General features: G+C 43.0%; 25 protein-coding genes, 5 pseudogenes and 1 riboswitch. Of the genes and pseudogenes, 19 read left to right on the top strand and 11 right to left on the bottom strand.

Annotated features, from left to right (window positions below; translation table 11 throughout):
- Positions 1 to 4: 4 nt before the first annotated feature.
- Complete coding sequence (locus tag AACL31_RS19300; RefSeq protein WP_310513396.1) at positions 5 to 184, bottom strand: type II toxin-antitoxin system HicA family toxin; 180 nt, start codon at positions 182 to 184, stop codon at positions 5 to 7.
- Between the two features lie 101 nt (positions 185 to 285).
- On the opposite strand from AACL31_RS19300, the gene AACL31_RS19295 reads away from it, so the two are divergent.
- The 17 genes and pseudogenes from AACL31_RS19295 to AACL31_RS19220 form a co-directional block, all read left to right on the top strand.
- Positions 286 to 825: a phage neck terminator protein gene (locus AACL31_RS19295; RefSeq protein ID WP_310513395.1), complete on the top strand. Its 540-nt coding sequence runs from the start codon at positions 286 to 288 to the stop codon at positions 823 to 825.
- On the top strand, positions 815 to 2,344 hold the full coding sequence (locus AACL31_RS19290; RefSeq protein WP_339053541.1) for a DUF3383 family protein: 1,530 nt from the start codon (positions 815 to 817) through the stop codon (positions 2,342 to 2,344). The genes AACL31_RS19295 and AACL31_RS19290 overlap by 11 nt, the downstream gene beginning before the upstream one ends.
- A gap of 9 nt (positions 2,345 to 2,353) precedes the next feature.
- Positions 2,354 to 2,785 (top strand): hypothetical protein, encoded by a 432-nt coding sequence (locus AACL31_RS19285; RefSeq protein WP_310513393.1) that lies wholly within the window; start codon positions 2,354 to 2,356, stop codon positions 2,783 to 2,785.
- Positions 2,786 to 2,797: 12 nt separating this feature from the next.
- Positions 2,798 to 3,163 carry a hypothetical protein gene (locus AACL31_RS19280; RefSeq protein ID WP_310513392.1) on the top strand — a complete coding sequence of 122 codons (366 nt, stop codon included), beginning with the start codon at positions 2,798 to 2,800 and terminating at the stop codon, positions 3,161 to 3,163.
- A 107-nt stretch (positions 3,164 to 3,270) separates the two neighbouring features.
- Positions 3,271 to 3,393: a hypothetical protein gene (locus tag AACL31_RS19275; RefSeq protein ID WP_310513391.1), complete on the top strand. Its 123-nt coding sequence runs from the start codon at positions 3,271 to 3,273 to the stop codon at positions 3,391 to 3,393.
- 3 nt (positions 3,394 to 3,396) lie between these two features.
- Positions 3,397 to 5,391 carry a hypothetical protein gene (locus AACL31_RS19270; RefSeq protein WP_339053540.1) on the top strand — a complete coding sequence of 665 codons (1,995 nt, stop codon included), beginning with the start codon at positions 3,397 to 3,399 and terminating at the stop codon, positions 5,389 to 5,391.
- The gene (locus tag AACL31_RS19265) at positions 5,388 to 6,143 is read left to right on the top strand and encodes a phage baseplate protein (protein WP_310513389.1); all 756 of its coding nucleotides are present in this window, start codon (positions 5,388 to 5,390) and stop codon (positions 6,141 to 6,143) included. The genes AACL31_RS19270 and AACL31_RS19265 overlap by 4 nt, the downstream gene beginning before the upstream one ends.
- Positions 6,144 to 6,147: 4 nt before the next feature.
- On the top strand, positions 6,148 to 6,471 hold the full coding sequence (locus AACL31_RS19260) for a phage baseplate plug family protein (RefSeq protein ID WP_310513388.1): 324 nt from the start codon (positions 6,148 to 6,150) through the stop codon (positions 6,469 to 6,471).
- Positions 6,468 to 7,325: a baseplate hub protein gene (locus AACL31_RS19255; protein ID WP_310513387.1), complete on the top strand. Its 858-nt coding sequence runs from the start codon at positions 6,468 to 6,470 to the stop codon at positions 7,323 to 7,325. The genes AACL31_RS19260 and AACL31_RS19255 overlap by 4 nt, the downstream gene beginning before the upstream one ends.
- Complete coding sequence (locus AACL31_RS19250; protein WP_339053994.1) at positions 7,277 to 7,924, top strand: Gp138 family membrane-puncturing spike protein; 648 nt, start codon at positions 7,277 to 7,279, stop codon at positions 7,922 to 7,924. Before AACL31_RS19255 ends, AACL31_RS19250 begins: the two co-directional genes overlap by 49 nt.
- 31 nt (positions 7,925 to 7,955) lie before the next feature.
- Positions 7,956 to 8,294 (top strand): hypothetical protein, encoded by a 339-nt coding sequence (locus AACL31_RS19245; RefSeq protein WP_339053539.1) that lies wholly within the window; start codon positions 7,956 to 7,958, stop codon positions 8,292 to 8,294.
- On the top strand, positions 8,291 to 9,202 hold the full coding sequence (locus AACL31_RS19240) for a hypothetical protein (protein WP_310513384.1): 912 nt from the start codon (positions 8,291 to 8,293) through the stop codon (positions 9,200 to 9,202). Before AACL31_RS19245 ends, AACL31_RS19240 begins: the two co-directional genes overlap by 4 nt.
- A gap of 2 nt (positions 9,203 to 9,204) precedes the next feature.
- Positions 9,205 to 9,936, top strand: a complete 732-nt coding sequence (locus tag AACL31_RS19235; RefSeq protein WP_339053538.1) for a DUF2612 domain-containing protein — start codon at positions 9,205 to 9,207, stop codon at positions 9,934 to 9,936.
- An 842-nt stretch (positions 9,937 to 10,778) separates the two neighbouring features.
- Positions 10,779 to 11,018, top strand: a pseudogene (locus tag AACL31_RS21195) (phage tail protein); the annotation flags it as partial.
- A gap of 126 nt (positions 11,019 to 11,144) precedes the next feature.
- Positions 11,145 to 11,228 (top strand): annotated as a pseudogene (locus AACL31_RS21190) (phage tail protein); the annotation flags it as partial.
- The gene (locus tag AACL31_RS19225; RefSeq protein WP_339053536.1) at positions 11,228 to 11,848 is read left to right on the top strand and encodes a tail fiber assembly protein; all 621 of its coding nucleotides are present in this window, start codon (positions 11,228 to 11,230) and stop codon (positions 11,846 to 11,848) included. The pseudogene AACL31_RS21190 and the gene AACL31_RS19225, both read left to right, overlap by 1 nt.
- Positions 11,849 to 12,220: 372 nt before the next feature.
- Positions 12,221 to 12,963: pseudogene (locus tag AACL31_RS19220) on the top strand (ABC transporter permease); the annotation flags it as partial.
- A gap of 61 nt (positions 12,964 to 13,024) precedes the next feature.
- Here the strand turns inward: AACL31_RS19220 and AACL31_RS19215 are convergent.
- The 5 genes and pseudogenes from AACL31_RS19215 to moaA form a co-directional block, all read right to left on the bottom strand.
- Complete coding sequence (locus tag AACL31_RS19215; protein WP_310512177.1) at positions 13,025 to 13,735, bottom strand: Bax inhibitor-1/YccA family protein; 711 nt, start codon at positions 13,733 to 13,735, stop codon at positions 13,025 to 13,027.
- A gap of 196 nt (positions 13,736 to 13,931) precedes the next feature.
- Positions 13,932 to 14,390 (bottom strand): molybdopterin synthase catalytic subunit MoaE, encoded by a 459-nt coding sequence (gene moaE / locus AACL31_RS19210; RefSeq protein WP_310512176.1) that lies wholly within the window; start codon positions 14,388 to 14,390, stop codon positions 13,932 to 13,934.
- Positions 14,391 to 14,635, bottom strand: a pseudogene (gene moaD, locus AACL31_RS19205) (molybdopterin synthase sulfur carrier subunit). It lies immediately after the preceding gene.
- A pseudogene (moaC, locus tag AACL31_RS19200) lies at positions 14,632 to 15,110 on the bottom strand (cyclic pyranopterin monophosphate synthase MoaC). Before moaC ends, moaD begins: the two co-directional pseudogenes overlap by 4 nt.
- A gap of 32 nt (positions 15,111 to 15,142) precedes the next feature.
- Complete coding sequence (gene moaA, locus AACL31_RS19195) at positions 15,143 to 16,123, bottom strand: GTP 3',8-cyclase MoaA (protein WP_310512175.1); 981 nt, start codon at positions 16,121 to 16,123, stop codon at positions 15,143 to 15,145.
- Positions 16,113 to 16,262, bottom strand: a riboswitch (molybdenum cofactor riboswitch). Its footprint overlaps the gene before it by 11 nt.
- A gap of 240 nt (positions 16,263 to 16,502) precedes the next feature.
- Between moaA and AACL31_RS19190 the strand changes: the two genes are divergently transcribed.
- Positions 16,503 to 17,456, top strand: a complete 954-nt coding sequence (locus AACL31_RS19190) for a uridine diphosphate-N-acetylglucosamine-binding protein YvcK (protein ID WP_310512174.1) — start codon at positions 16,503 to 16,505, stop codon at positions 17,454 to 17,456.
- Positions 17,457 to 17,529: 73 nt separating this feature from the next.
- Here the strand turns inward: AACL31_RS19190 and uvrB are convergent, their stop codons facing one another.
- The 5 genes from uvrB to bioB all read right to left on the bottom strand — a co-directional run bounded on the left by uvrB (position 17,530) and on the right by bioB (position 23,711).
- Positions 17,530 to 19,542, bottom strand: a complete 2,013-nt coding sequence (uvrB, locus tag AACL31_RS19185; protein ID WP_310512173.1) for an excinuclease ABC subunit UvrB — start codon at positions 19,540 to 19,542, stop codon at positions 17,530 to 17,532.
- 559 nt (positions 19,543 to 20,101) lie between these two features.
- Positions 20,102 to 20,779, bottom strand: a complete 678-nt coding sequence (bioD, locus tag AACL31_RS19180; RefSeq protein ID WP_409013927.1) for a dethiobiotin synthase — start codon at positions 20,777 to 20,779, stop codon at positions 20,102 to 20,104.
- The gene (gene bioC / locus AACL31_RS19175; protein ID WP_310512171.1) at positions 20,772 to 21,545 is read right to left on the bottom strand and encodes a malonyl-ACP O-methyltransferase BioC; all 774 of its coding nucleotides are present in this window, start codon (positions 21,543 to 21,545) and stop codon (positions 20,772 to 20,774) included. Before bioC ends, bioD begins: the two co-directional genes overlap by 8 nt.
- Complete coding sequence (gene bioF / locus AACL31_RS19170) at positions 21,514 to 22,680, bottom strand: 8-amino-7-oxononanoate synthase (protein ID WP_310512170.1); 1,167 nt, start codon at positions 22,678 to 22,680, stop codon at positions 21,514 to 21,516. Before bioF ends, bioC begins: the two co-directional genes overlap by 32 nt.
- Complete coding sequence (bioB, locus tag AACL31_RS19165) at positions 22,680 to 23,711, bottom strand: biotin synthase BioB (protein ID WP_310512169.1); 1,032 nt, start codon at positions 23,709 to 23,711, stop codon at positions 22,680 to 22,682. The genes bioF and bioB overlap by 1 nt, the downstream gene beginning before the upstream one ends.
- A 97-nt stretch (positions 23,712 to 23,808) precedes the next feature.
- On the opposite strand from bioB, the gene bioA reads away from it, so the two are divergent.
- Positions 23,809 to 25,083, top strand: coding sequence for an adenosylmethionine--8-amino-7-oxononanoate transaminase (gene bioA / locus AACL31_RS19160; RefSeq protein ID WP_310512168.1), 1,275 nt, complete (start codon positions 23,809 to 23,811; stop codon positions 25,081 to 25,083).
- The last annotated feature ends 11 nt before the right edge of the window (positions 25,084 to 25,094 follow it).

The following is a 25,094-nucleotide window of genomic DNA, read 5'->3' as shown; positions in this document are numbered from 1 at the left end:
GAGCTTATAGCCCAGCTTGTTTTTTAATACTTTTAAATGTTGGTAACGGAATATCTTTTTGAGGGTGTTTTATTGTTACCAGCCCCTTTTTTGTTGGGTGTCTAAACTGGTGATGACTGCCTTTCACTCTAACCAAGTACCACCCATCTTTTTCAATTAATATTATTGCATTTCTGCTATCCACAACCTCCACCTTCCCAGACTTCATCTATTGGGGTTATTATAACTCCTGATGTTATTTAATGTCAACTTTTAGGGTTATTGTGGTTATTTTTGCGAGGAGATATGTCAGTTAATCAAGTTGATTTACAACACAAAAACTACCAGCCACCGATCCAACGGTTGGCAATGGTAATTCGAGATACGCTAGAGATTGCCGAAAACACGATATTTATCGGACGTGAAAATCTGGCTAATCAGGATTTCAACGCACCTGTTATCAGTATTGAGCAATCTGGCAACAGTGAAGTGAAAGGCTTTAGCGAAACATATCGACGAAACGTTGAGGTGATGGAATACAGCCAGTTTGAGAAAATCCTCTTTGACGTGAATGTCTGGGGAAAGCAGGCCTTGCAACGGGCGCAAATTCTACTGCGGTTACTACGAACGCAAAAAGGCTTTGAGCAACAGTGGAAACACACGATTAGCTTATCTGCGCCAACGGGCGTGCGTGATTTGCACTTTGCGACAGGTAGCCAGTATCGAGAGCGGGTGATGTTTTCGATTAACGCCTATGTGGCGGATTACCTCAACGTCTTAACCCCATCAATTAACCATCTTACTTTCCAACTTTCCAACGAAAAAGGTTTACAACATGAGCAATAATCTTGGCATAGATATTGAAAATGTTGTCAATGTTCAGCTACTCAAAGAGCAACGAGGGGCAAATTACGACAACATCAACCACGTCATCATGATGACCAGTGAAACGGGCACGATTTTTGACGGTAAAACAATTTACGCTACCTACAAAAATATCGCAGGTGTGAAAGCCGATTTTAGTATTACCTCGAAAACCTACCAGATGGCCACCGCCTTTTTTGGTACGTCCCCCAATCCGATAGGCTCCGGTGGCAGTCTTATCATTGGGCATTGGCGAAAAACCGATTTAACGTTGCCAGCGGTGGCATTTGACACGCTGACAGGCTCAGTGATTGACAGTAACGAATCACTTAAAGCGCTGCGTCAAATCGAAGACGGCAGTATGACGCTAGGAGAATTGACGCTCGAAAATCTCAATTTTGGTGATGCAGTCACGTTTGGTGATGTGATTGATACCCTCAATCGGTCGTTGCCAGACGGCTACCCGTCTGCTGAAAATCAGCCCAACGACAGCAATGTACCTACAACCGGAAAATCCACATTTACTCACCAAGACAAGCGTTTCGTGGTGTCAGGAAAGGGATTAGCCAAAGCCAGCGAGGTGGGAACAGGGACATTTATTGGTAATCTGCTAGGGCTGGGTGATAGCGCTGTGTTAACCAAAGCGACACCATCTCAAACCTTGCCCGCACAATCACCGGAAGAGGCGATTGCTGATGTGGTGGCAGCGTCTTCGGGTTGTGGGTATTGTTTCATCGATGAATTGACCAATGACCAGATTTTAAAACTGGCTAACTACAGTCAAGCCAACAAGATATTGGGTTATCAAGTCGTTTCACATCCTGATAATCTCACGACAAAAGGCTTGGCGTGGCAAGTGAGTAAAAAAGGTCAGGAATATTTCCGGCTGCTTTTTTCAAAGCGCAATCAGAAAGCCTTGGCGGTTTCCTACATGGCAAGGGTGCATGTGGTCGATTTCAGCGCTGAAAACAGTGCGATGACCATTCATTTGAAAGAATTGGCCTGTGAGCCAGAAAGTTATACCCAAACCGAGGTAGACAGCGCTTCATCCGTGGGTATCGATATTTACACGTTAATTAAAGACCGTCCGGTGGTGATGTGCTCAAATGCCAATGAATTTGTCGATAATGTCTATAACCTGAAAGCGTATGTCAATCAGGTACAGGTTGATACCTTTAATTTGATGAAATCTACTGCTACCAAAATACCGCAAACGGAAAAAGGTGTCGATTTGCTCGTTGATTGCATCAATCAGGTGGCCGCGCGCTTTGTGAGAGCTAGCGTGTTTGCTGCCGGAAAATGGACATCACCCGATACCTTCGGCGATGTTGAACAGTTTAAGCGGTCAATTGAGAGCAAAGGGTATTTCACCTATGCCAATCTGTTGGCAGAACAATCACAGGTTGACCGCACAAACCGAAAATCGCCCACTATCCAGCAAGCAGTGAAAAATGCAGGGGCATTTCATCGGGCGGACATCATCATTAATTTCAACTACTAGAGGCGAAAAATGGCGCAAATTTCCTATGATGTGGATGCAACAACCGTCATTCTAGGCGGACGCATCCTGAGTGATTTCATTGCTGGCACCACTGTGCAAATCACCTTCCCCAATCCCGATACCAGCCGTTTTAACGGTTCCGGTGGTTCGGTCAGTGTGGCAAAGCGCACGGATGCCAAAGTTTCCGAGCTTGAGTTTCATATTTTAAGAGGCAGTGCGGATGATGTCTGGTTATCGACGCTACAAGGCAGTGGTGAAGTGACGTTGCTCAATGCCTCGGTGAGCACGCTGTACAAGCTCGACGGCAAAGCCAAAACTGAAACATTTACGTTTACAGGTGGGAGTATCACTGACCAGCCGCAATTTACCTTTGCCAATACAGATCACAATGCTGAAATGACCTACAAACTGCAATTTCGGGATTTCACCCGCTCAATTTAACGAGAACAAATCATGACAGAACAAGGATTAGGTAGCCTGACAGGGCTATCGCAGGATGATATTGTCGATATCACCAAAAACAAAACGTTCAAGGTGCAAGGTAACGAATTTCAGATTGGCAATTTCAATCATCATTTGCGGTTAAAGGCGCTGGAAATTGTCGAAGATTTAGGGCAGTCAAAACGGATTGCCGCGACACTCTCAAGTCACAGTGACGGCAATCTGAGACAGCTTTTTAACCAAATCACCCACGACGGCATGAGTATTACCAAATTGCCGAACTTTTTTGATGAAAAACCTGAGCTTTTCATTCCCTTAACGTTAACGGTGCTTCACCTCTATGCCGCCCCTTTTTTATCGGCATTAACGGCGAGCTGACCTTTACGCCGCGTTATCCCAACAGCTGGCGACAGTACGTCAGAAAATCCTCACTCACCGAGCATGACAAACTGCTTTTTTCGCTTGTGAAAGCAGGTTACGGTTCGGTGGGTGAGCTTCTGGCGTTGCGCGATGACGACGTGTTCTTTTACTTGAAAACCGCCGAACATGCCTTTATCACAGGGGCGATAGAGTGGAAACAGCATGACGAAGCGAAGCAAAAGGGGTGATGGATGAGTGAAGAAAAGTTAAGTCTGGATATTGGCGTTAATGCTAATGCTGGCGTGATTGATGAGTTAATTGCTGCACTTGACAAATTATCGCAACAACTAGGCGGTGTAACAGGGAAATTCACCACCGTCACGGCAAAAGTTGACCAGTTGGGGACGAAAAGCACCAGCACCGCAAAAGACGTTCACAAAGCCTCAGATTCTGTGGATGAACTCGGCAAAGAGGCGAAAAAAACCGAAAGCAAATTGGGCAAATTGGGCGAAAAACTCAGCGAGTTTAAAGGCATTATCACTGGAGCCTTCACGATTAGTGCGATTATGAGCGCAGGTGAGCACATTAATAGCTTTAATAAAGCGGTTCGACAAACAGGTATTGACGCAAAAAGTTTTCAGGTGTTAAGAGAAGGCGCGCAAACGGTAGGTGTGAGCTTTGATGAATTATCGGATGGGGTAAAAGAATTTCAACGGTCGCTCAATAGTGACGGTGACACCGCAAGCCAAGTGTTTAAGAAGCTCGGCATTGCCTTTAAAGACAATAACGGCAAAATCAGGGATACCAGCGTCCTGTTGCGTGAAACGGGCCGCGCTCTAAACAACATACAGGACAAGGGCGCAAGAAACGCGCTTGCTGAACAGGTTGGACTTTCCTATGAGATAGTTGATGCTATCGGCAAAACCCGTGAAGAGTGGACAGCGCTTGAGAAAAAAGTAGCAGAAGGTCGTGCATTGACGCAAGACGATTTGGAGCAAGCGGGAATTTTCCGGCGCACGTTTGCCAGTGTATTGCTGCAACTGCAACAAATTGCAGAAAAAGTCTTTGCCACCCTTGCGCCGATTTTCAATTTTGTGTTGAAAGGTTTGCAGCCCGTGATTGGTTTTATCGCGCGCGTTATCGGTGCATTTGCCAAGCTGATTAATTTTCTCAACAAAACCACCAACGGCTTTTGGCTGCTGGTTCCGGCAGCCTTGGCACTGGTGAAAGTGTTTCCGCTTATCACGGCAGGCATAAAAGCGATTGGCGCAGCTATTCTCGCTAATCCTATTCTCTTTGGCGTTACCGTGCTCATTATCGGCATTATCGCCGTCATTGAAGACCTGTACGTCTGGATGAGCGGCGGAAAAAGTGTGTTTGGCAAGTGGATGGAAGATTGGGGAATATTCCCCGATGATATGCGAAAAATGATTGATACGGTCATTGGTTATTTTTCTGCCATGTGGGATCGCATCATTAAAGATTTCACCGATTTATCCAATTTCCTGACGGCGTTGTTCACTGCTGACTGGGATACGGTGATTGCCATGGTAAAACAGTCGTTTGTGCAATTTTGGGCGGATTTGAAAGCGATATTTTCACCGTTGGTCAATTGGTTCAGTGAAAAATTTTCCGCGATTGGCAATTGGTGTGAGAAAACCTTTAACGAAGCCTGTGACGCGGTCACGCAGTTTTTCATTCAGATGTGGGAAGATATCAAAGCGCCGTTTGTCACTGCGTGGGAATGGATCAAAGGCCTTTTCACGGGCGGTATCGCGGAAACTACCGAGGAGATGACCGCCAGTTTGCACGCCGTGTGTGAGATCCTTGAAACGATATTCACGGCGCCGCTTAAGATTGTTAAAGCGCTTTTTTCGGGTAATTTTGGTGATATCGGCAACATCATCAGCGACAAATTCAAAAAAGTGGCGGACGGCGTGAAGAAAATCTTCACAGGGACGTGGAATGCGATCAAAAGTATTTTCTCTGATTCCGATAAGGAACTCGACAACGCCACCAAAAACGTGGAATTCGCCAATGACAGGCTGCAACAAGCCAGCCAGACGATTAATCACATCTCAACAAACAGCCAGAAAGTTATCAGTAATGCGGCCTCACAGACCAACAACATCAATGTGAATGTGGCAGGGGGTAACAAGGCAATCGGTCAACAGATTGGTAGAGAAGTTCATAACAATATCCCCATGCTAAGCCAAGACCAGTTGGTACGAGGAGGGCAATTTTGAGTTTTCTGTCGCAAGTGATCTCCAATCACATATCAAATACGCCCACGCAAAAAATTGGTATCGCAGGATTTACCGCCTATGTCTGGACGGACAAAACCACGCAACGAAGTGCTACCGTCACCGATATTCCGCTGGAAACGGGGGTTGTGATTGCCGATCACATTAATCCTAGTCCGGTGCAAATTTCGATAGGCGGCGTGATTTCCGATTCGTTTTTACGTTTAGGTGCCGAGAATACCGTATTTGAGTCTTTTAATCGGCAAATTGGTTTTATTGATAGCTATGTAGGCAATCGGACACAGGCAGTCAGGCAAAAAATCAACGAAATGAACAGCAAAGCGCAGCAAATTCTGGATTTAAAAGCGCAAGTCGAAAACACGGCGCAGGGAATTTACCATACGGTGACGGGCAGCAAATCCGGCAACGGCATTGCTCAACAGTTTGTCGATACGTTCACGGGCATTTTTGAAAATCGGGAATTAATTAGCGTCGATATGGGCTATCAGGTGCTGGATAACATGGCACTAGAGAGTTTCGCCACGTCGCAAAGCAATGAAGATAGCTTTTTGCTTTTCACATTAACGCTCAAGCAAGTGCGCTTTGTCACCTTTGAGCAGGTGAACATCACCCCTGTTGCCAACAAATCCGCAGCGGGGATGAGCAAAACGGGTGCCGCACAAATGAGTGGGGCAAAAAACAAAGGCAGCCAAACGCCACAAAAAAGCGCGTTAAAAACATTATTTGGAGGTTGACGGAATGTACCAGATTGAAAACCTATCAAGCGATCCCATCCAGACGCACACGCTGTTAACCGACATTGATGATATTGAACTGACGTTAACGTTTTACCCGAGTATTTCAGCGTGGAGCATGGATATTGGCTATCAGAATATCACGATTAACGGGGTCGCTGTTTCACTCGGCGTACCGCTGCTACACGATAGCCGATTACCGTTTACGATAGTGGCTATCGCACGTGACAATCCCGATATTGAGCCTTCTTTGTTTGATGATTTTTCAAGTAGCAGGGTCAATCTCTATCTACTGGTTGGTGAAGATGAAAAGGAGGCCGTCTATTGAACCGTCAAACGCCGTTTTTCCGTGATTTCGAGTTGTTGATTGGTGAGGGCAAAAAAGCGATAAAGATGGTACCGCCGTTTAAAATCGCTTTTTCCTTTTCAAAGGATTTAACCCGTGACCGCCCCAATATTGGGCTAATTTCGTTGTTTAATCTGTCGCCGTCCCGTCGTCATTCGCTGGCTGATTTTCAATACCGAAAACAGCATATTGCAGCCCAACTTTCCGTAGGTTACGTGACAACAGGTTTGAAGCTCCTGTTTTCCGGTTCGGTGACCAACATAACCTTGTCAAAACAAGGCACTGAGATAGTCACAACGTTGGAAATTTCCGATGGCGGTTTTGCTTTTCGTACGGCAACAATTAGCAAAGCGGTAACTTCAAAATCTGAGGCGGTTAATGAAGCGGTGAACACGATGACAGGCGTGAAAAAAGGCAAAGTCACCGCGCAATCCCCGTTAAGTCGCCCAAAAATCATGGCTGGCTTTTCGTTTGATGAATTACGCAAGCTCAAAGACGAAAAAGAACAACTCTATATCGACAACGGACAGTTGCATCTTCTCAAAAGAAATGAGGTGCAAAATGGGAAAGCGGAGTTAATCAGTGTGAGTACCGGATTGATGGAAACACCCACGCTCGATGACAAAAACGTGCTGATATTTAAAAGCGTCCTCAATCCCAATGTGTCAATTGGCTATCAGGTGACAATTGACAGCAAGGTTGCCCCACATCTTAACGGCGTTTATCGCATTTGTGCGATTGACTACGCAGGCGAAAGCGATACAGGCGAGTGGTCGATGACGTGCAAATGCCAGCAGGAAAAAAACTATGCGGTAGTGAAGGAGAGCAAGGCGTGAATATCGAACTGATGAAAACCATTGCCAATCATATCAAATCTGAGATTGGCTGTGCCTTGATTGCCAAAGTGGTCAAAGTGAACCAAACCACAATTGATTGCCAGCCTGTCACCTTAAAAAACGTCGTGATTAATGATGAAATTCACGCTATCGAATTTCCGGTTTTCCCCAATGTGCCTGTCTCTTGGTCACAAGGTGGCGGAAGCTACACCGCCTATCCCGTAGCCGTGGGCGATTACTGCATTTTGCTGACCTTTGATAGCTGCATTGATAATTGGTGGATAGGCAACGACAACGTGCGAGGAGCAGAAAACAGGTTGCATGATTATAGCGATTGTGTCGCCCTTTTTGGACTTTGCAATCGTGACGGGGCATTTGTGATACCGAAGGTGGCGACAACTGTGGGTGACCACGTTTTTACTCATAATATTCACGTCAAACTCAACGTCACGATTGACGGCAACCTTGATGTCAAAGGCACTATCGCTGCCCCACAAATCACCGCACAGCAATCGTTAACAGTCGGCAATATTGATGTCGGCAATCATACGCACGGAGGCGTAGAAACAGGCAATGACAGCACCGGAAAACCAAAATAACCCCAAGGTGATTTTTATGAAAACCAGCCAGTTGACCGAACACAACGATTGGCGATTTGGTCACTCGTTTGATGATTACCTGATTGACAGCGAGGCGATTCATCAGAATATCAAAACCCGTTTGCAATGCTTCAAGTCTGATTGGTGGCTGGATGTTGAGTTTGGCTTGGATTGGCTGCAACTGCTAGGCAGTCGGGGCACAGGCGAAACGCTGCGCCGTGAAATCTACAAGGTAGCATTGGGTACGGAGGGCGTCGTGCGTGTTGATAAACTCAACATTACCGTTAACGACTTCACAGCGCATATTGAGATAGATTATACCGATGTGTTTAACCGAACACGCACTCTAAATCAGGAGGTCAGGCAGTGAATATCAAACTTGATGAGAACGGCATCACGATTGCAACGTTGCCGGAACTGATTGAAACGTTGATTGGTGAGTTTAAAGCAATTTACGGCAGTGACATCAATCTCTCACAAGATACTCCTGACGGGCAACGCATTGCTATTTATAGCCGGATTGCCCACGAATGTCTGGTACTGGTAAAAAAGCTCTATCAAAACTTAAAGCCTGAGCAAGCCGAAGGGCTCCACCTTGATTATTTAGCCAGAATTAACGGGCTGCTACGCAAGGAAAATGAAAGCGATAGTGAGTTACGACGCAGACGGTTAAAAACCTTTGAAAATGCCAGTCAAAGCACGATAGGTGGCATTGCTGCTCGGTTAAATCTGGTCAAAGACGTGACCGATGCAGTGGTGTACGAAAACACCACCAATGAGACTGACGCGCTGAATATTCCGCCCCATGCAATCTGGGTGATTGTTGAAGGCGGCGAAAATCAGGCGATCGTTGATTGCATCGCTCGCAACAAAACAGGTGGCACGGGACTTAAAGGGACTATCACAGGCAAATACACTGACAAGATAGCCAGAGCCGACGGCACGTTTTTTGAGGTGGTGCACGAGTACCGATTTGACCGCCCAAAAATCACCGAAATTTCAATCAAACTGACCGCCACCCGTGAAAAAGCCAACGAGCCTGTGCCGATACAGGAGATTAAAGACGAACTGGTTAAATCCCTTTATCGGATTGGCGAAAATGTCAAGGTGACTGCGCTTTACTGCATTTTGAACGGGATTGCACGCTCTTACTATGTTTCAGACCTGCAAATAGCAAAAGACGGCAACACGTGGACGAGTGGGATTTTAAAAGCCAATGTGGATGAAAAATTCAACATCGTCAGTGACAACATCGCGGTTAATGAGGTGGTCACGTGAATTTGGAAGAAGAATATCAAAAACTGTTGATTAAGCAGTATTACACCAAACCCAAGGCAAGGGCGGAGATTTCCGCCCTTTTTAATGGGTTTGCAGATTGTTTTGATACCGTTGATGACTTTCGGGAAGCGTTAAATCTTGAAAATGCGCAAGGTGACCAGCTGGATATCATCGGCAGTTGGGTCGGTATCAGCCGCTTCCAGCCAAGCGGTGAGCGCAAAGGCTTTTTTGGTTTTGAAAAACACACAAAAGCGTTGCCGTTTGGTCAAAAAAGCGGGAAAAAACAAGGGGGTTTTCGCTCCCGTTTTGCGCAGGATTTTTTACCGCTCAAATTACCCGATAAGCAATATCGCAGCCTGATTAAGCTCAAAATCATCAAAAATACCGCCCTTGCCACCGCCACCCAAACGGGGGATGTGAGCCTATCGTCACTGCAACAGGCCGTCAATGCAGCGATGGAGGGTGAAGGCTATTTGATTGACCGCCAGAACATGAGCCTCACCATCGTTATTACGCCCAGAGCGGACAGGGAGTGGCTGGAATTCATCTTAAGGCTTGATTTACTGCCTCGTCCGCAAGGCGTGCAGATTCACTACGTCACACAAGAGCCCAAAGGCACGTTTGGATTTGAGGGGCATCAAAATGCCATTTCGTGGTACAGCCGTTTTGACGTTAATCCCGAAGCAAGAATTGGCTATTTTGCCAAGAAAACCTTTTTGAACAACAGGAGATAACTTTGAAAATTGACAGACCCAACATTGATATTCAACCGTTTGCAGGCAGCAGCAAAACGGAAGAAAGAACCGCGTTTGGTTCAAAAGAAATCACGGACAATCTTGAGAAAAACCTCAATGCCGATTTTGCGCGTGGCTGGGGCATTGTGTCCGTGTCAGAATTGCCAACGATGCAGGATTTTAACGCCGTGGGGTTTACGATTAGCTCCCTTGTGACCCACCTTTACCAAAACGGCATTGCTGAATATGCCGAAAAGCAGATTTACAACAAAGGCGCGGTATGTCTGTCTGACGGTAATATCTATCTCTCAAAGACAGAAAACAACGCCGGAAATCCCTTAACTGATAAAACACAATGGCAGTCGCTAAAAGACGCTATTTTGTCCGCAAATATCGTGCAGCAAACAGGTAGTGCCACTGATAAGGTGATGAGCCAGAAATCGGTGACAGATGCATTAAACGGCAAGCAGCCAAAAGGCGATTACGCCACCAAAACAGAATTAACCCAAGGACTGAATACCAAACTCAACAGTTCCGCCGTCAAACAAACAACTGGCAATTCGACAACCGAGGCGATGAGTCAAAAAGCAGTTACTGACACTTTTGCCAAGAAAGACTCAAAAGAACCCCTCAAGGTAGGAAGATTGAACGTTGAATCGCCCATGGGTGATGCGATTCTCAATTTGGGTGGCACAAACGGTTCTAACGGTGCTGAGTTTGCTTATGTCAAAAATTCAAAAAGAACCCAGGTGCATGATACAAACACAAAAACAACGGTTTTGTTTCCGCAAAAATCCGGTGAACTTGCGTTAACGTCTGATGTGGACGCGATTAACAATTATCCGGTCGGCGCGCCCATTCCTTGGCCCCAGGCGACACCCCCTAACGGTTATTTTGTCTGCGATGGCAATAACTTCGATAAAGCCAAGTATCCCCAATTAGCATTAGCTTACCCTTCTGGGAAATTGCCCATTTTGTACGGTGAATTTATTCGCGGGCTGGATTTAGGCATAGGAGTTGACCCAGGCAGAACAGTATTAAGTAATCAAGGTGATGCTATTCGAAATATCACCGGACGCATTGGGTATGCCAGACATGGAGGAACCGAACCACCGATTGCAGGGGGTGATGGCGCATTCCGAAAAGACAGCAATCACAACAGTAATATCGGTAATGGACGAAATGACGATTGGGGCAGCGTCATGTCTTTTAATGCTTCGCGGGTCGTTCCTACCGCAAACGAAAACCGACCGCGAAATGTCGCATTTTTATACATCGTGAGGGCTGCATAATGAAATACAGTGTAGACATAAAAACCACCGAAATCGGTGAAAACGGTTTCGCGAAAAACCGAGGCTGGATAAAAACGTTTATTTGCATGAAGGACGCACCCCATGAATATATCGGTGCAACAATGGAATTTTTGCATGATGGTCTCAGCGTGGGAGAATGTTCTTATACGGATGCGCCAGAAATACCGAACAATGACGAAATCGCCATTATCCGGAGTCTTGATGGTAAACAGTGGCTATATGTTCCTGACCACCGCGGCAAGACGGTATACGATACCAATAATCGTGCTTCCTATCCCGTTGATTATCTCGGCGAGATAAAAACCGGCTTCACCTTGTTAGCACCGGTAACGAAATTCGATAAATGGGATGGCAAAAAATGGGTAACGGATAATCAGGCGATGAAAGCAGACCAAATCAACACCGCAAATCAGACAAAATTACATTTAATCGACGAAGCGGAAACAAAAATTACCTTGCTTGAGCGTAAAGTGCGATTAGGGATGGCCACCAATAGCGAGAAAACCGCGCTACGGGCTTGGGAAATGTACAGCGTAAAACTCAATGATATTGATACCGCCACCGCACCCGAGATTGACTGGCCTAAGAAGCCCGAATAACAAATTAGCCCCATTTAAGGGGCATGATATTAGCAGCGTTGGAGGAAGTTGTTAACTATTAGTTGTTGTGGGTACAAGTGACTTGGTGAAAGTCAGCCCAAATAGGTGATTGACTATTTTCAATTGTGAGTAATTTCAGACATAAAAAAATTTCTTTATTGATAAAATAATGGTTAGGGTGTTTTTAGAATTGAAAATGAGTGTGAATTTAGACTAAAATTTCAGTTAAAATTAGAGTTCACTATAAGCTGTAACCCATTGATTTATAGTGAGTGAAATCGCTTGTTTTTGCGTGTAAATGTGTATATTAAATGAGCTATATTTTTATAAGTAATTGATATTAAAAGTTTTTTTGTTTTTAAATCAACTATAGCACTTTTAGTGGTACATTTTCCGCAAAATTTTAGTGCTCAACTGGCACAAAGAAAATCGACGCCGGTTCAACTAATACTTGATGGTAGAAATTCTAATAGTGCTCAAATCGCCGCTAACACAGTTAGTCAGGTTATTGAAAATTATCAACAACAATTAACAAACCAGCAGATAGCGCATAATAATAGCGAATTAATCATTCGTCATTGGTATAACCCTAATCTTGATTACAAATGGTTTATTATTCCATCCCTGCTAGCATTAATTACTACCATTGGTGTATTAGTTGTCACTTCATTGTCAATTGCCCGTGAGCGTGAACAAGGCACACTGGATCAGTTACTGGTTTCGCCCCTGACTACCTGGCAGATCTTTATCGGTAAAGCAGTGCCAGCATTACTTATTGCTACCTTTCAGGCAACATTGGTGCTGATTATCGGGATTTTCTGTTACAAAATTCCATTTTCCGGTTCATTGTTTATTTTTTATACTACGATGGCAATTTATGGTTTGTCATTAGTGGGTTTTGGTTTATTGATCTCCGCTATATGCTCAACTCAGCAACAAGCGTTTATTGGTGTGTTTGTCTTTATGATGCCGTCAATATTGCTATCAGGTTACGTCTCACCTATAGAAAATATGCCGGTTTGGCCGTACTATGGCACAATTTGTGGCCATTACTGATTATTTCATTATTTACCACAAGCCTGGCTTATTGGTTATTTCGCCGAAAAATTGCCTAAATGGTAAAATAAAAAATCTCGCTAACATTATCAGCAGGATTTTTTTAACAAACAGATTAAATTAACGGCGATCGCCTAGAATACGTAACATCATTAAGAACAAGTTAATAAAATCTAAATAGAGTGTCAATGCACCAAGAATAGCGTATTTACGCATACCTTCTTGATCACGGCTATCAATTTGGCTGCCCATGTCTTTCAGTTTCTGTGTATCATAAGCCGTCAAACCTGCAAAAATTAATCCACCGGCGTAGGTGATAACCAACGTTAAGCCAGAACTTTGCAGCCAAATATTGACCAATGAAGCAATAATTAGCCCGATTAGTGCCATAAATAAGAAACTACCCATACCACTTAAGCTACGCTTGGTTGTATAACCATAAAAACTAAGTGCCCCAAACATAGCAGCAGTGATAAAGAAGGTGCTGGCAACCGAAGCGCCAGTGTAGGCAACTAATACGAGAGAAATGGTTAAGCCTGTCAGCGCCGAGTAGAGCATAAACATGGCCGTTGCCAGCGCGCCACTCAATTTGGGCAACAGAAATGATAATCCTATGACTAATGCAAATTCAGCAACAATGAGGCCTATCAATACCCAACTATGCGTCACCAGATACATAATAATATTACTATTATTAATCGCATACCAAGCAACAAACGCAGTTAATAACAAACCTACCGTCATCCAGCCGTATACTTGCGCCATATAGGTTTGAATACCTGCGCCAGCGCGCTGGACGATCGAATCATTTTGATGTTCAAATCGATCCATGATGATTACCCTCATCACTTGCGTTAAAGATAAAGCTATTTAGTAAACTAAATAACTCAGTAAACTTAAGTTAAGTCTATCATAATTTCTGGCTAAAACCATGGTTTGATATGCGCAAATAAGAGAAGGTTTTACATTACTTTTACTTTATTTAGCTAAATTTCAATAAATTGAAATAAATTCAATAAAAATTGTGTTACCAACGCTGAAATGCGGCTTGATCACTCGCTCTGGCCTCAACCCAACGACTGTTTTGTCCTTGCGCTAAATGCTCTTTTTTCCAAAATGGCGCTATTGTTTTCATATAATCAATAATAAATTCTGCCGCTAAAAAAGCGCTACTACGATGACCGCTAGTAACACCCACAAACACGATTTCCTCACCCGGCTGTAAAGTACCAATCCGATGAATAATACAGATACGTTGCAACTGCCAACGACCACGCGCTTCATTGGCAATATCCTGTAACGCTTTCTCTGTCATGACTGGATAATGTTCAAGAGTGAGGGTGTTAATACTATCACCCAAGTTGTGATTACGCACTTTACCAGTGAAAATAACCACCGCACCATCATCATAACATTGTGCTAACCATTCATATTGTTCACCAACATTAAAATTCGCTTGTTGAATAAGCAATCGTGTATTTGTCATTTATCCTCCCGTTACCTGTGGAAAAAATGCGATTTCATCGCCAGCAGTTAATGGATGATCTGATTGTACAAAGGTATGATTGACCGCAAAAAGCAGTTTTTTGTGATCTAGTGCTAATGCCCAGCGCTCTCCACGTTGGCTTAATGCATCACGTAATTCTTCACGGTGGAATAACGATTTTCTAACTCTAACCTATCAGTGCTTGTCAATTCACGGACTTGGGCAAAGAAAAGCACTTTAATCATGGTGTTACCTTAAAATCACCGGATTTACCACCCGTTTTTTCCAATAATCTAACCGCACTAATCACCATATCTTTCTGCACCGCTTTACACATGTCATAAATGGTTAATGCGGCAATTGATGCAGCGGTCAACGCTTCCATTTCAACGCCAGTTTTACCGGATAACCGACAATATGACTCAATTCGAATGCAATTATTGCTTGTTTGTGCTTCCAGTAAAACTTCCACTTTACTGAGTAATAGTGGATGGCAAAGCGGGATCAGAGCCCACGTCTTTTTGGCGGCCTGAATACCAGCAATCCGCGCAGTAGCAAAAACATCACCTTTATGATGACTACCATTGATAATCATATTAAGCGTCTTAGCCTTCATTGTTATAAATGCTTCAGCCCGCGCTTCACGTATGGTTTCCGCTTTAGCAGCCACATCCACCATATGCCCTCCCCCGCTGAGTTGATATGGGTTAATTGAGACATTTTAAGCTCCTTGAGATCGCTAAAAATCGCATTTATCCCCCAATAATTGAAAGATTTGACGTGATACCACTATCTCCTTGATGAAGAAAATGGCTTGCACGTTTTAACTGTAATTCTGCCCGAATACGTGCTTTTAATGCCTCAGATTGGGATGCATCAACCAATAGATCGCGTAAAATAATACTGCGCTCGCCAAACAGACAGAGATGAAGATGACCGATAGAAGAGACCCGTAAGCGATTACAACTTTGACAAAAATTCTGCTCATAAGGCATGATTAAACCAATTTCACCATAGTAATCAGGGTGCTTAAAAACCTGGGCCGGTCCATCAGAACGACAGCGTGGTATTTGCTGCCAATTTTGCTCTAATAACCGCCGCTGGATCTTTTCGCCTGAGACATGGTGACGACGAAATATTTTATCACTCTCGCCAGTTTCCATTAATTCAATAAATCGTAGTTGGATTGGCCGCAGTTTGATCCAGTTGATAAAACTCGCTAAATTACTGTCATTGATGTTTTTCATCAACACAACATTGACTTTTATTTTGTCATAACCTGCCTCTAAAGCAGCATCAATCCCGGCCATGACTTGAAAAAATTTATCTTGCCCGGTAATGGCTAAAAACTGTCGCGGATCAAGACTATCAACACTGACATTAATGTCCGTTAAACCGGCATTTTTCCACTGGCTAACATTTTTGGCCAGCCGATAACCATTAGTAGTTAGGGCAATTTTCTTGATCGCATGGTTTTGTTTGATGGTAGCAATAATGTCAATAAAATCACGGCGCATGGTGGGTTCGCCGCCGGTTAAGCAAATTTTTTCGGTACCAAGCTCAGCGAAAGCTTTAGTCAGAAAAGTAATTTCCTGTAACGATAAAAAGGCTTGATCACCATTCGATTTATATCCATTAGGTAAACAATATGTGCAGCGAAAATTACATACATCCGTTATGGATAGTCTTAAGTAGTAGAATTTACGGGCAAAAGTATCAATAAGTTGAGTCATAATAACGCCTTTCCAAATACGGGAGATGCAGGCATTTCTACCTTGCACCCTGGTGGCTGATAAATGCCACGGCCTTAATACCCTATTTAAATGTTAAGTTCACAAACTTAGGTAAAAAGGCTAGGAGTTAATAACACCACATACAATAATAGCGTAATGTGATGATTGCTATAAATCTTATTGCTAAATATTTAAAAAAGCGATTAAGCACTCAAATCTATAGGTTGCAATTCAACAAGTTAATCAATTAGCGGAAAATAATGTAATATAAAAGAATGACAAAGTTATTGTTTAATATCACGTTAATTCAATAAGGTTTGATATTTGATAATCAATTATGTCAAACCGCTATCAGGCAGATAATAAAATAGGGGAAGTAATGCATAATCGCAGTATTCTTAATAATCTAGGGCAAGTTGTCGCGCTGGGTGGTGGTCATGGCTTGGGTCGGGTGATGTCATCCCTTGCCTTTCTAAATTCTCAATTAACAGGGATTGTCACTACAACCGATGATGGTGGCTCTACCGGTCGAATTCGCCGTTCTGAAGGTGGTATTGCCTGGGGAGATACGCGCAACTGTTTAAACCAATTAATTACGGAACCGTCGATTGCATCAACTATGTTTGAATATCGTTTTGCCGGTAACGGTGAACTTGGTGGCCATAATCTGGGTAACTTAATGCTAAAATCGCTTGATCATCTCAGTGTTAGGCCGTTAGATGCGATCAACTTAATCCGTAGTCTATTAAAAGTTAAGGCGCATCTTATTCCTATGTCTGAGCAACCAGCTGATTTACTGGCAATCGATTTGATGGGCAATGAAATCTATGGCGAAGTTAATGTTGATCAACTCACCTCACTACCACAAAAATTAATGTTATCTCCTCAGGTAAGTTGCACGCCAGAGGCTCTCGATGCTATCCATAATGCTGATTTGATCATCATTGGCCCAGGTAGCTTTTTAACCAGCCTGATGCCTTTATTTCTAATGAATGACCTAACGCAAGCATTACAAGCATGCCGGGCAGCAATCATCTATATTGGTAATCTTGGTAAAGAACTAAACCAACCCGCTGCCAATATGCAACTAACCGAAAAAATTGCAATGATTGAAAAACACATTGGCCAACAGAAAATTGATGCGGTTATCGCTGGTCCAGTAACCGATACATCAAGCCTACCAGATCGAATCGTGCTCCAAAGAAAACTGGCTGACCAAAATGTCTGTTACCGTCATGATCGAGATTTATTGCGCCAGGCTATTGAAGACATGGCACACAAAATTCATCAACTTAAACCTTTTAACTTATCTCCTTACCCGAATGCCAGCTAACGGCTTACTTGGCACCCACCCCGCCTTAGAGGGCGTGGCTGCACCGCACTGCGGATAAAAATTGTCTAATGCTTTAAGAATTAGCAATAAACTGTTCACGTAGCAATTGAATTTGATCGCGTAAACTGGCTGCTTGTTCAAATTCAAGATCTTGTGCATAACGATACATTTGCGCTTCTAACGCCTGAATTTTAAGCTCCAATTCTTTGGTCGAAAGTTTCTGATAATCTTCGATAATCGGTGATACTTGCGGTTGTTTATGTTTACCTTTTGCCGATACTGGTACACCGACTTGTAAAATATCGCCAACTTTTTTATTTAAACCTTTAGGCACAATACCATGCTGTTGATTAAAGGTGATTTGCTTTTCGCGACGACGTTCCGTTTCTTTAATCGCTTTTGCCATTGAATCAGTAACTTTATCGCCATATAAAATAGCTTTACCTTTCAGGTTACGCGCTGCACGCCCAATCGTTTGAATTAATGAACGCTCTGAACGTAAAAATCCTTCTTTATCTGCGTCTAAGATAGCAACTAATGATACCTCTGGCATGTCCAACCCTTCACGCAACAAGTTAATGCCCACTAAAACATCAAATACGCCTAATCGCAAATCACGAATAATTTCGACCCGTTCAACGGTATCAATATCTGAATGCAAATAACGAACCTTTATGTCATGTTCTTGCAGATAATCGGTCAAATCTTCTGCCATTCTTTTGGTTAACGTTGTTACTAGCACTCGTTCATTTACCGCTGTACGCAAATTGATTTCAGATAACAGATCATCAACCTGAGTGGCTACCGGACGAACTTCAATTTCGGGATCGAGTAAGCCAGTTGGCCGCACAACTTGCTCAATAATTTCATTTGCCGATTTTTCCAATTCATACTTACCTGGCGTGGCAGAAATATAAATTGTTTGTGGGGAAAGTGCTTCAAATTCCTCAAAACGTAACGGGCGATTATCCAACGCCGAAGGTAAGCGAAAACCATATTCTACCAATGTCTCTTTACGCGAGCGATCACCACGATACATACCGCCAATCTGTGGGATGGTGACATGCGATTCATCAATAACTAATAAACCATCTGCGGGTAAATAGTCAAACAACGTTGGTGGTGGTTCACCGGTTGCACGGCCAGAAAGATAACGTGAATAATTTTCAATACCAGAACAATAACCCAATTCATTCATCATCTCTAAATCAAACTGGGTACGCTGTGTTAACCGCTGCTCTTCAACAAGTTTACTATTTTCCAGTAGTAATTTACGTCTTTGTGCCAATTCAGTTTTAATCTGCTCCATGGCTTCAAGGATACGCTCACGTGGAGTTACATAGTGGGTTTTAGGATAAATGGTAAATCGCGGTACATTATGTTGGATCTGTCCGGTTAAGGGATCAAAAAGCGCTAGCCGTTCTACTTCCTCATCAAATAATTCAACTCGTAACGCATATTGATCTGATTCGGCAGGAAAAATATCAATCACTTCCCCCCTAACTCTAAATGTTCCTCGCTGAAATGCTTGATCATTGCGGCTATATTGCAAATCAGCCAGGCGGCGTAAGATAGCTCGCTGATCAATAATCATACCTTTGGTTAAATGAAGCATCATTTTTAGATAGCTATCAGGATCACCTAAACCATAAATCGCTGATACCGAAGCAACAACAATAACATCACGTCTTTCAAGCAGTGCTTTAGTGGCAGAGAGTCGCATCTGTTCAATATGTTCGTTAATAGAAACATCTTTTTCAATAAAGGTATCGGAGCTTGGAACATATGCTTCTGGTTGATAATAATCATAATAAGAAACAAAATATTCCACCGCATTGTCAGGGAAAAAAGCTTTCATCTCACTATATAATTGTGCAGCCAACGTCTTATTGTGAGCCATTACCATTACCGGGCGGTTAACCTGCTCAATAACATTAGCGATAGTGAATGTTTTACCCGATCCGGTGACACCAAGTAAGGTTTGATGAGCCAATCCATCATTAAGACCTTCGATTAATTTCTTTATCGCTGCAGGCTGATCACCGGCAGGTTGAAATTCAGCATGCAATTTGAAGACTTTACTCATCTAACCCTCTCTACTAAAAATATTTCTTTATCATACTGGATAAAAAAACAGTTTCAATGACAGCAGAAATAAAAACCCAGTTTCATCCACAACCAATTATTTACATATATTTATTATTTTAATAACTTAGTTATCCCCAAGCTTTTTTTACCTTGAATTATATTTTATGCTAATCAGCCAATGTAAAACTTTATTATATATCATTTCAGACTTGATTTTATATAACATGTTAATATTTATAAAATTTTACTTCAGAGCCGAGAATGGCATCAACTGCCCGCCAAGCCTCATCCCATCTCGGTTAGCGTAACTTTTCTAGATCTAATACACAAGGTTATCCACAGGAATAGTGGATAATTCAAAAAATTCTTTTCAGCATCAATAGTTGTAAGATTTTCACTTGAGCATTGGCAAAAATTTTTGCCAAAAAAATAATCACAAAAAAAAATTTTTTTATAAGCAAAAAAAAGAAAAATAGCATTTCATTTGTTGCAATTAAGCTAATTCAAGCAAAATATGGCTAAAGCGGCATAACGCTTTAGCCCCAAAATTACTCCTATTACAGTAGGTTATCTAAATTGACAAATTTGCCAATCGAATGAGATTGCCAATTCGGCAAATGCGGAATAACGCCTAAACATGGTGCTGACAGCCGTTGCTGTAATGTTAACAAATAATCCTGCTGATATTGACCCGGAAAAACAATTTCATTAGCCACCCAGCCTGCCAATAATAAGCCACTTTGCTCAATGGCCTGTGCGGTTAATATTGCATGGTTAATACAACCCAATTTAATGCCAACTGTTAATATCACTGGCAATTGCTGTTGTATAACCCAATCAGCCAAAGTGTGCTCAGCACAAAGCGGTGTATACCATCCACCAGCACCTTCGATAATAATCCAGTTAGCAGATTGTGTTAATTTATTTAATCCTGTATGCATTATCTGCCAATCGATAAGCTCCCCTGTTAGTTGACTAGCAATATGGGGTGACGTTGCTTGAGCAAAAACGATCGGATTAACATCATGGTAATTCAGTTTCACGCTACTATTTTTTCTTAATAACTGAGCATCTGAATTTCTTAAGCCAATGGTTAACTGTTCACTGCCTGAGGCTACCGGTTTATAGCCCGCTGTTTGATAACCCTGATCGGCAGCTGCGTGTAGCAGCGCACAGCTGACGACAGTCTTACCCACATCTGTGTCAGTTCCAGTGACAAAAAAACATCTATTCACGATATAACATTCCATAAACCAGTTGATAAGTTAAGGGAAATTGCTGATTAATATGAGGATAATGATCAACCAGTTTAGCTAACTGGTTTTTTGTCATTAGACCCTGCTGCTGACGCCCATCCGTTAGATAAGTCGCGCCAATACCCTTTATAGATTGAAGTAAACAAGCAAATGAAGGGTAAGTTAAATGCCAGCAACGCTGTTCTAAACTATGCGGCCAATCACGACAAGCTTGCTTAATTTGTTCAAAAGTCATAAAAGAATTAATGTGCCGGTTATTATCAACTTTTTGCCAACACTGTTGTAGCTCTTGTAATGAGCCATCGACTAAAGTAGAAAAAGCAACGACCCCACCCTTTTTAGTAACACGATATAACTCACTTAATGGGGTAGATAAATTACTACACCACTGAATAGCAAGATGACTAAAACAGAGATCAACACTTTCATCGGCCAGTGGTAACCTCTCCATATCGGCCTGGATATAGCTCATAGCTGCTTGCTTTTGTTGAGCAATGGCTAACATTGATGCAGACAGATCGAGGGCTATAACCCATTTTCCGGCTAACTGCCACTGCGCACTGAAATAGCCGGTACCACAGCCAGCATCCAGCACTTTTTTACCAGGTATTGCAGATAAACAATCAAACAGATGTTGGCCACTTTGTTGTTGAAATAAGGCAATATTGTCGTAATTTTTGGCCGCCCGCCCAAAAGCATGAGCAATCGCTTGCTTATTCATCGGCGTCGTTGTTAAAGAAGTCATTTAATGTTTCCATTAACTGAGCAATATCGGCTAATTGATGATTTGCCATCAAGGTGATCCTTAATCTTGCACTACCCGCTGGTACCGTTGGCGGCCGAATAGCTTGCACCCAAAATCCTTGCTGGCGTAAAAATTGAGATAACTGTAAACATCGTTGATTACTACCAACAATGAGTGGCTGAATTGCGCTAGCGGAATTTAATAGTGGCAATTGATAGTGGTTGGCTAATTGACGAAAATAATCGATATTGCGCTGTAAATTGGCTCTTAATTCATCTGCTTGACGAATTTGTCTAACCGCCTCAGTTAATGCCACTGCTTGAGCCGGAGGCATTGAAGTACTATAAATCAAATGGCGAGCATATTGCAGAAAATAGTCAGCGGTGTTTTCATCACAAAGCAGTGCCGCACCACTAAGACCAAAAGCTTTACCAAATGTCACCACCAGCAGTTCAGGTTTTATCTTATGCAGATAACAACTACCTCTGCCTTCATGGCCTCTTACGCCAATACCATGGGCATCGTCCACTAATAACCACGCCTGCGCTTGCCGCGTCACTGCATGTAATTGAGCTAAAGGGGCACTATCGCCATCCATACTAAATATACCTTCAGTGGCAACCAGTGTTTTACCATTATGATTGGTCGCCAAAAGATGCCTTAAGGCGTCAGGTTGATTATGGGCAAAACGTTGTAATCTAGCTGGCGATAACATCGCGGCTTCCAGTAAGGATGCATGACTGAGTTTATCGGCCACAATATGATCATTTTTGTTCATTAAGGCCGTTATTACACTTTGATTTGCCGCATAGCCGGAAATAAATAACAAAGCACGGGGGTAACCTAACCAATCGGCAAGCTGTTGCTCTAATTGGGCGTGAGCGCAATTAAAACCGATAACATGACCAGAGCTTCCACTACCTGCTCCATATTGGCTTAATCCTGTTTGCCAGGCTTTAATAATTACCGCATGATGACTTAATCCCAGATAATCATTACTTGAAAAATTGATATACTGCTGTTGATCAAAGATTAGCGTACACGCATCATTTTTTTTAATTAGCTGCCGCTGCCGCCACAATGCTTGCTGCTTGCGCCTATCAAGTTGACGAGTTAAAAATGTTGACCAATTCATTATAGTGCCGCGTTATAAAACTGTTCCGTATCCACCTGCATCATCGCTTCTTCCAGCCGCTCAATTTGCTGGTGGTGAGTCAAGGCGGTTTCAATCGGTTGAGGATTAATATTTAGCTTGCGAAAAAGTTGCTGATCTTTATCTTCTTTGGGATTAGCGGCCGTCAATAACTTACAGCCATAAAAAAGGGAGTTAGCCCCGGCCATAAAACAGAGTGCTTGCATCTGTTCATTCATCTGTTCACGGCCAGCAGAAAGCCGGACAAAAGAGGTTGGCATCATAATACGGGCAACAGCGATGGTGCGAATAAAGTCAAAAGGATCGACATCTTCATTATCTTCAAGGGGCGTGCCTTTTATTTTTATTAGCATATTAATCGGCACACTTTCAGGAGCCTGTGGTAAATTAGCTAATTGAACCAATAGCGCCGCCCGATCAGTCACCTTTTCACCTAAACCAACAATTCCACCAGAGCATACCTTCATGCCTGCCTGACGAACTACATCAATCGTATCCAGCCTTTCTTGATAGGTTCGAGTGGTAATGATGCTGCCATAAAATTCAGGTGAGGTGTCTAAATTGTGATTGTAATAATCAAGTCCAGCCTCCGCTAACCGGTGTGCTTGCTGATCATTTAATTTACCCAGTGTCATGCAGGTTTCTAGGCCTAACGCTTTGACTTCTTTCACCATGGTTTCGAGATAAGGCATATCGCGTTCATGGGGATTGCGCCAGGCAGCGCCCATACAAAAACGGGTTGAACCGGCTTTTTTGGCTTGTTTAGCCGATTCGATCACTTGCTGGACTTCTAATAGTCGCTCGGCTTTTAATCCGGTTTTATAGCGAGCACTTTGTGGGCAATATTTGCAATCTTCCGGGCAGGCGCCGGTTTTAATGGAGAGTAAAGTACTAATCTGGATCTGTTGCGGATCAAAATGTTGACGATGAACTTGCTGAGCTTGAAAAAGTAATGCAAAAAAAGGTAAATCAAATAGTGCTTGTGCCTGGCTAAGTGTCCATGGTTTTTCCATCTTCACCATTCTCTCTTATGAAACAAAAAGTATTGCCAGTTTAAATAACTGCGTTATCATGTCAACTAAAATAAATATAATTAGTTGACTATGGATAATGAAAATCGACGATCTTAATTTTGATGCGAAACATATTTGGCACCCATACACTTCAATGACCAAACCAATACCAGCCTATCCTGTCGTGCGCGCTTCAGGTGTCGAACTTGAATTAGCTGATGGCAGAAAATTGATTGATGGTATGGCTTCCTGGTGGGCAGCAATTCACGGCTATAACCATCCCGTACTCAATCAAGCCGCTACAGAGCAATTAACGAAAATGTCCCATGTAATGTTTGGCGGCATCACACATCCAGCAGCGACTGCTTTGTGCCGACAATTAATCGATATAACTGATGATAAATTAGAGTGTATTTTTCTGGCTGATTCCGGCTCAGTTGCGGTCGAGGTGGCATTAAAAATGGCATTACAATATTGGCAGGCACGAGGCGAAGCGCGCCACCAGTTTATTGCCTTACAACAAGGATATCATGGTGATACCTTTGGTGCTATGTCAGTTTGCGATCCGGAAAATTCGATGCATAGTCTTTATCGCGGCTATCTACCCGAACATATTTTCGTGCAAGCGCCTCAATGCGGTTTTTATCAACAATGGAATGCTGATTCTCTGATCCCATTACAAAAAATACTAACCGAACGGGCCGATAAAATTGCTGCCATCATCGTTGAGCCGATCGTTCAGGGAGCGGGCGGTATGCGAATTTATCACCCTAATTATTTGACGGCAGTGAGAGAATTATGCGATCGCTATAATATTTTGCTGATTGCCGATGAAATCGCCATCGGTTTTGGCCGTACCGGCAAATTATTTGCTTGTCAACACAGCGGCATTGCGCCGGATATTTTATGTTTAGGTAAAGCGCTAACCGGTGGTTATGTTACTCTGTCAGCCACTCTGACCAGCCGTTCTATCGCAGAGATTATCAGCCTAGGTAAAGCCGGCTGTTTTATGCATGGGCCCACTTTTATGGGCAACCCACTAGCCTGCGCGATCGCTGATGCGAGCATAACATTACTAAGGAATAGCCCATGGCAAAAATGGGTGAAAAACATTGAAACTCAATTAATGGCTGAACTCTACCCACTGCGAGATCAACCACAAGTTGCTGACGTGCGGGTTTTAGGCGCAATTGGTGTTGTTGAAATGAAAAGCCCCGTCAATGTGCCTGAATTACAACGTCATTTTGTCGCTGAGGGAGTCTGGATCCGGCCATTTGGTAAATTAATTTATTTAATGCCACCCTATATTATTACCGCTGAACAGCTGACTAAGTTAACGCAAGCGATAAAAAAAATAGTCATCAAGCTGTAAATTAAAAATAA

Source organism: Arsenophonus endosymbiont of Crataerina pallida, assembly GCF_964020125.1.
GTDB classification, from domain to species: domain Bacteria; phylum Pseudomonadota; class Gammaproteobacteria; order Enterobacterales; family Enterobacteriaceae; genus Arsenophonus; species Arsenophonus nilaparvatae.
This window is presented reverse-complemented; position numbering and strand designations above follow the sequence as displayed.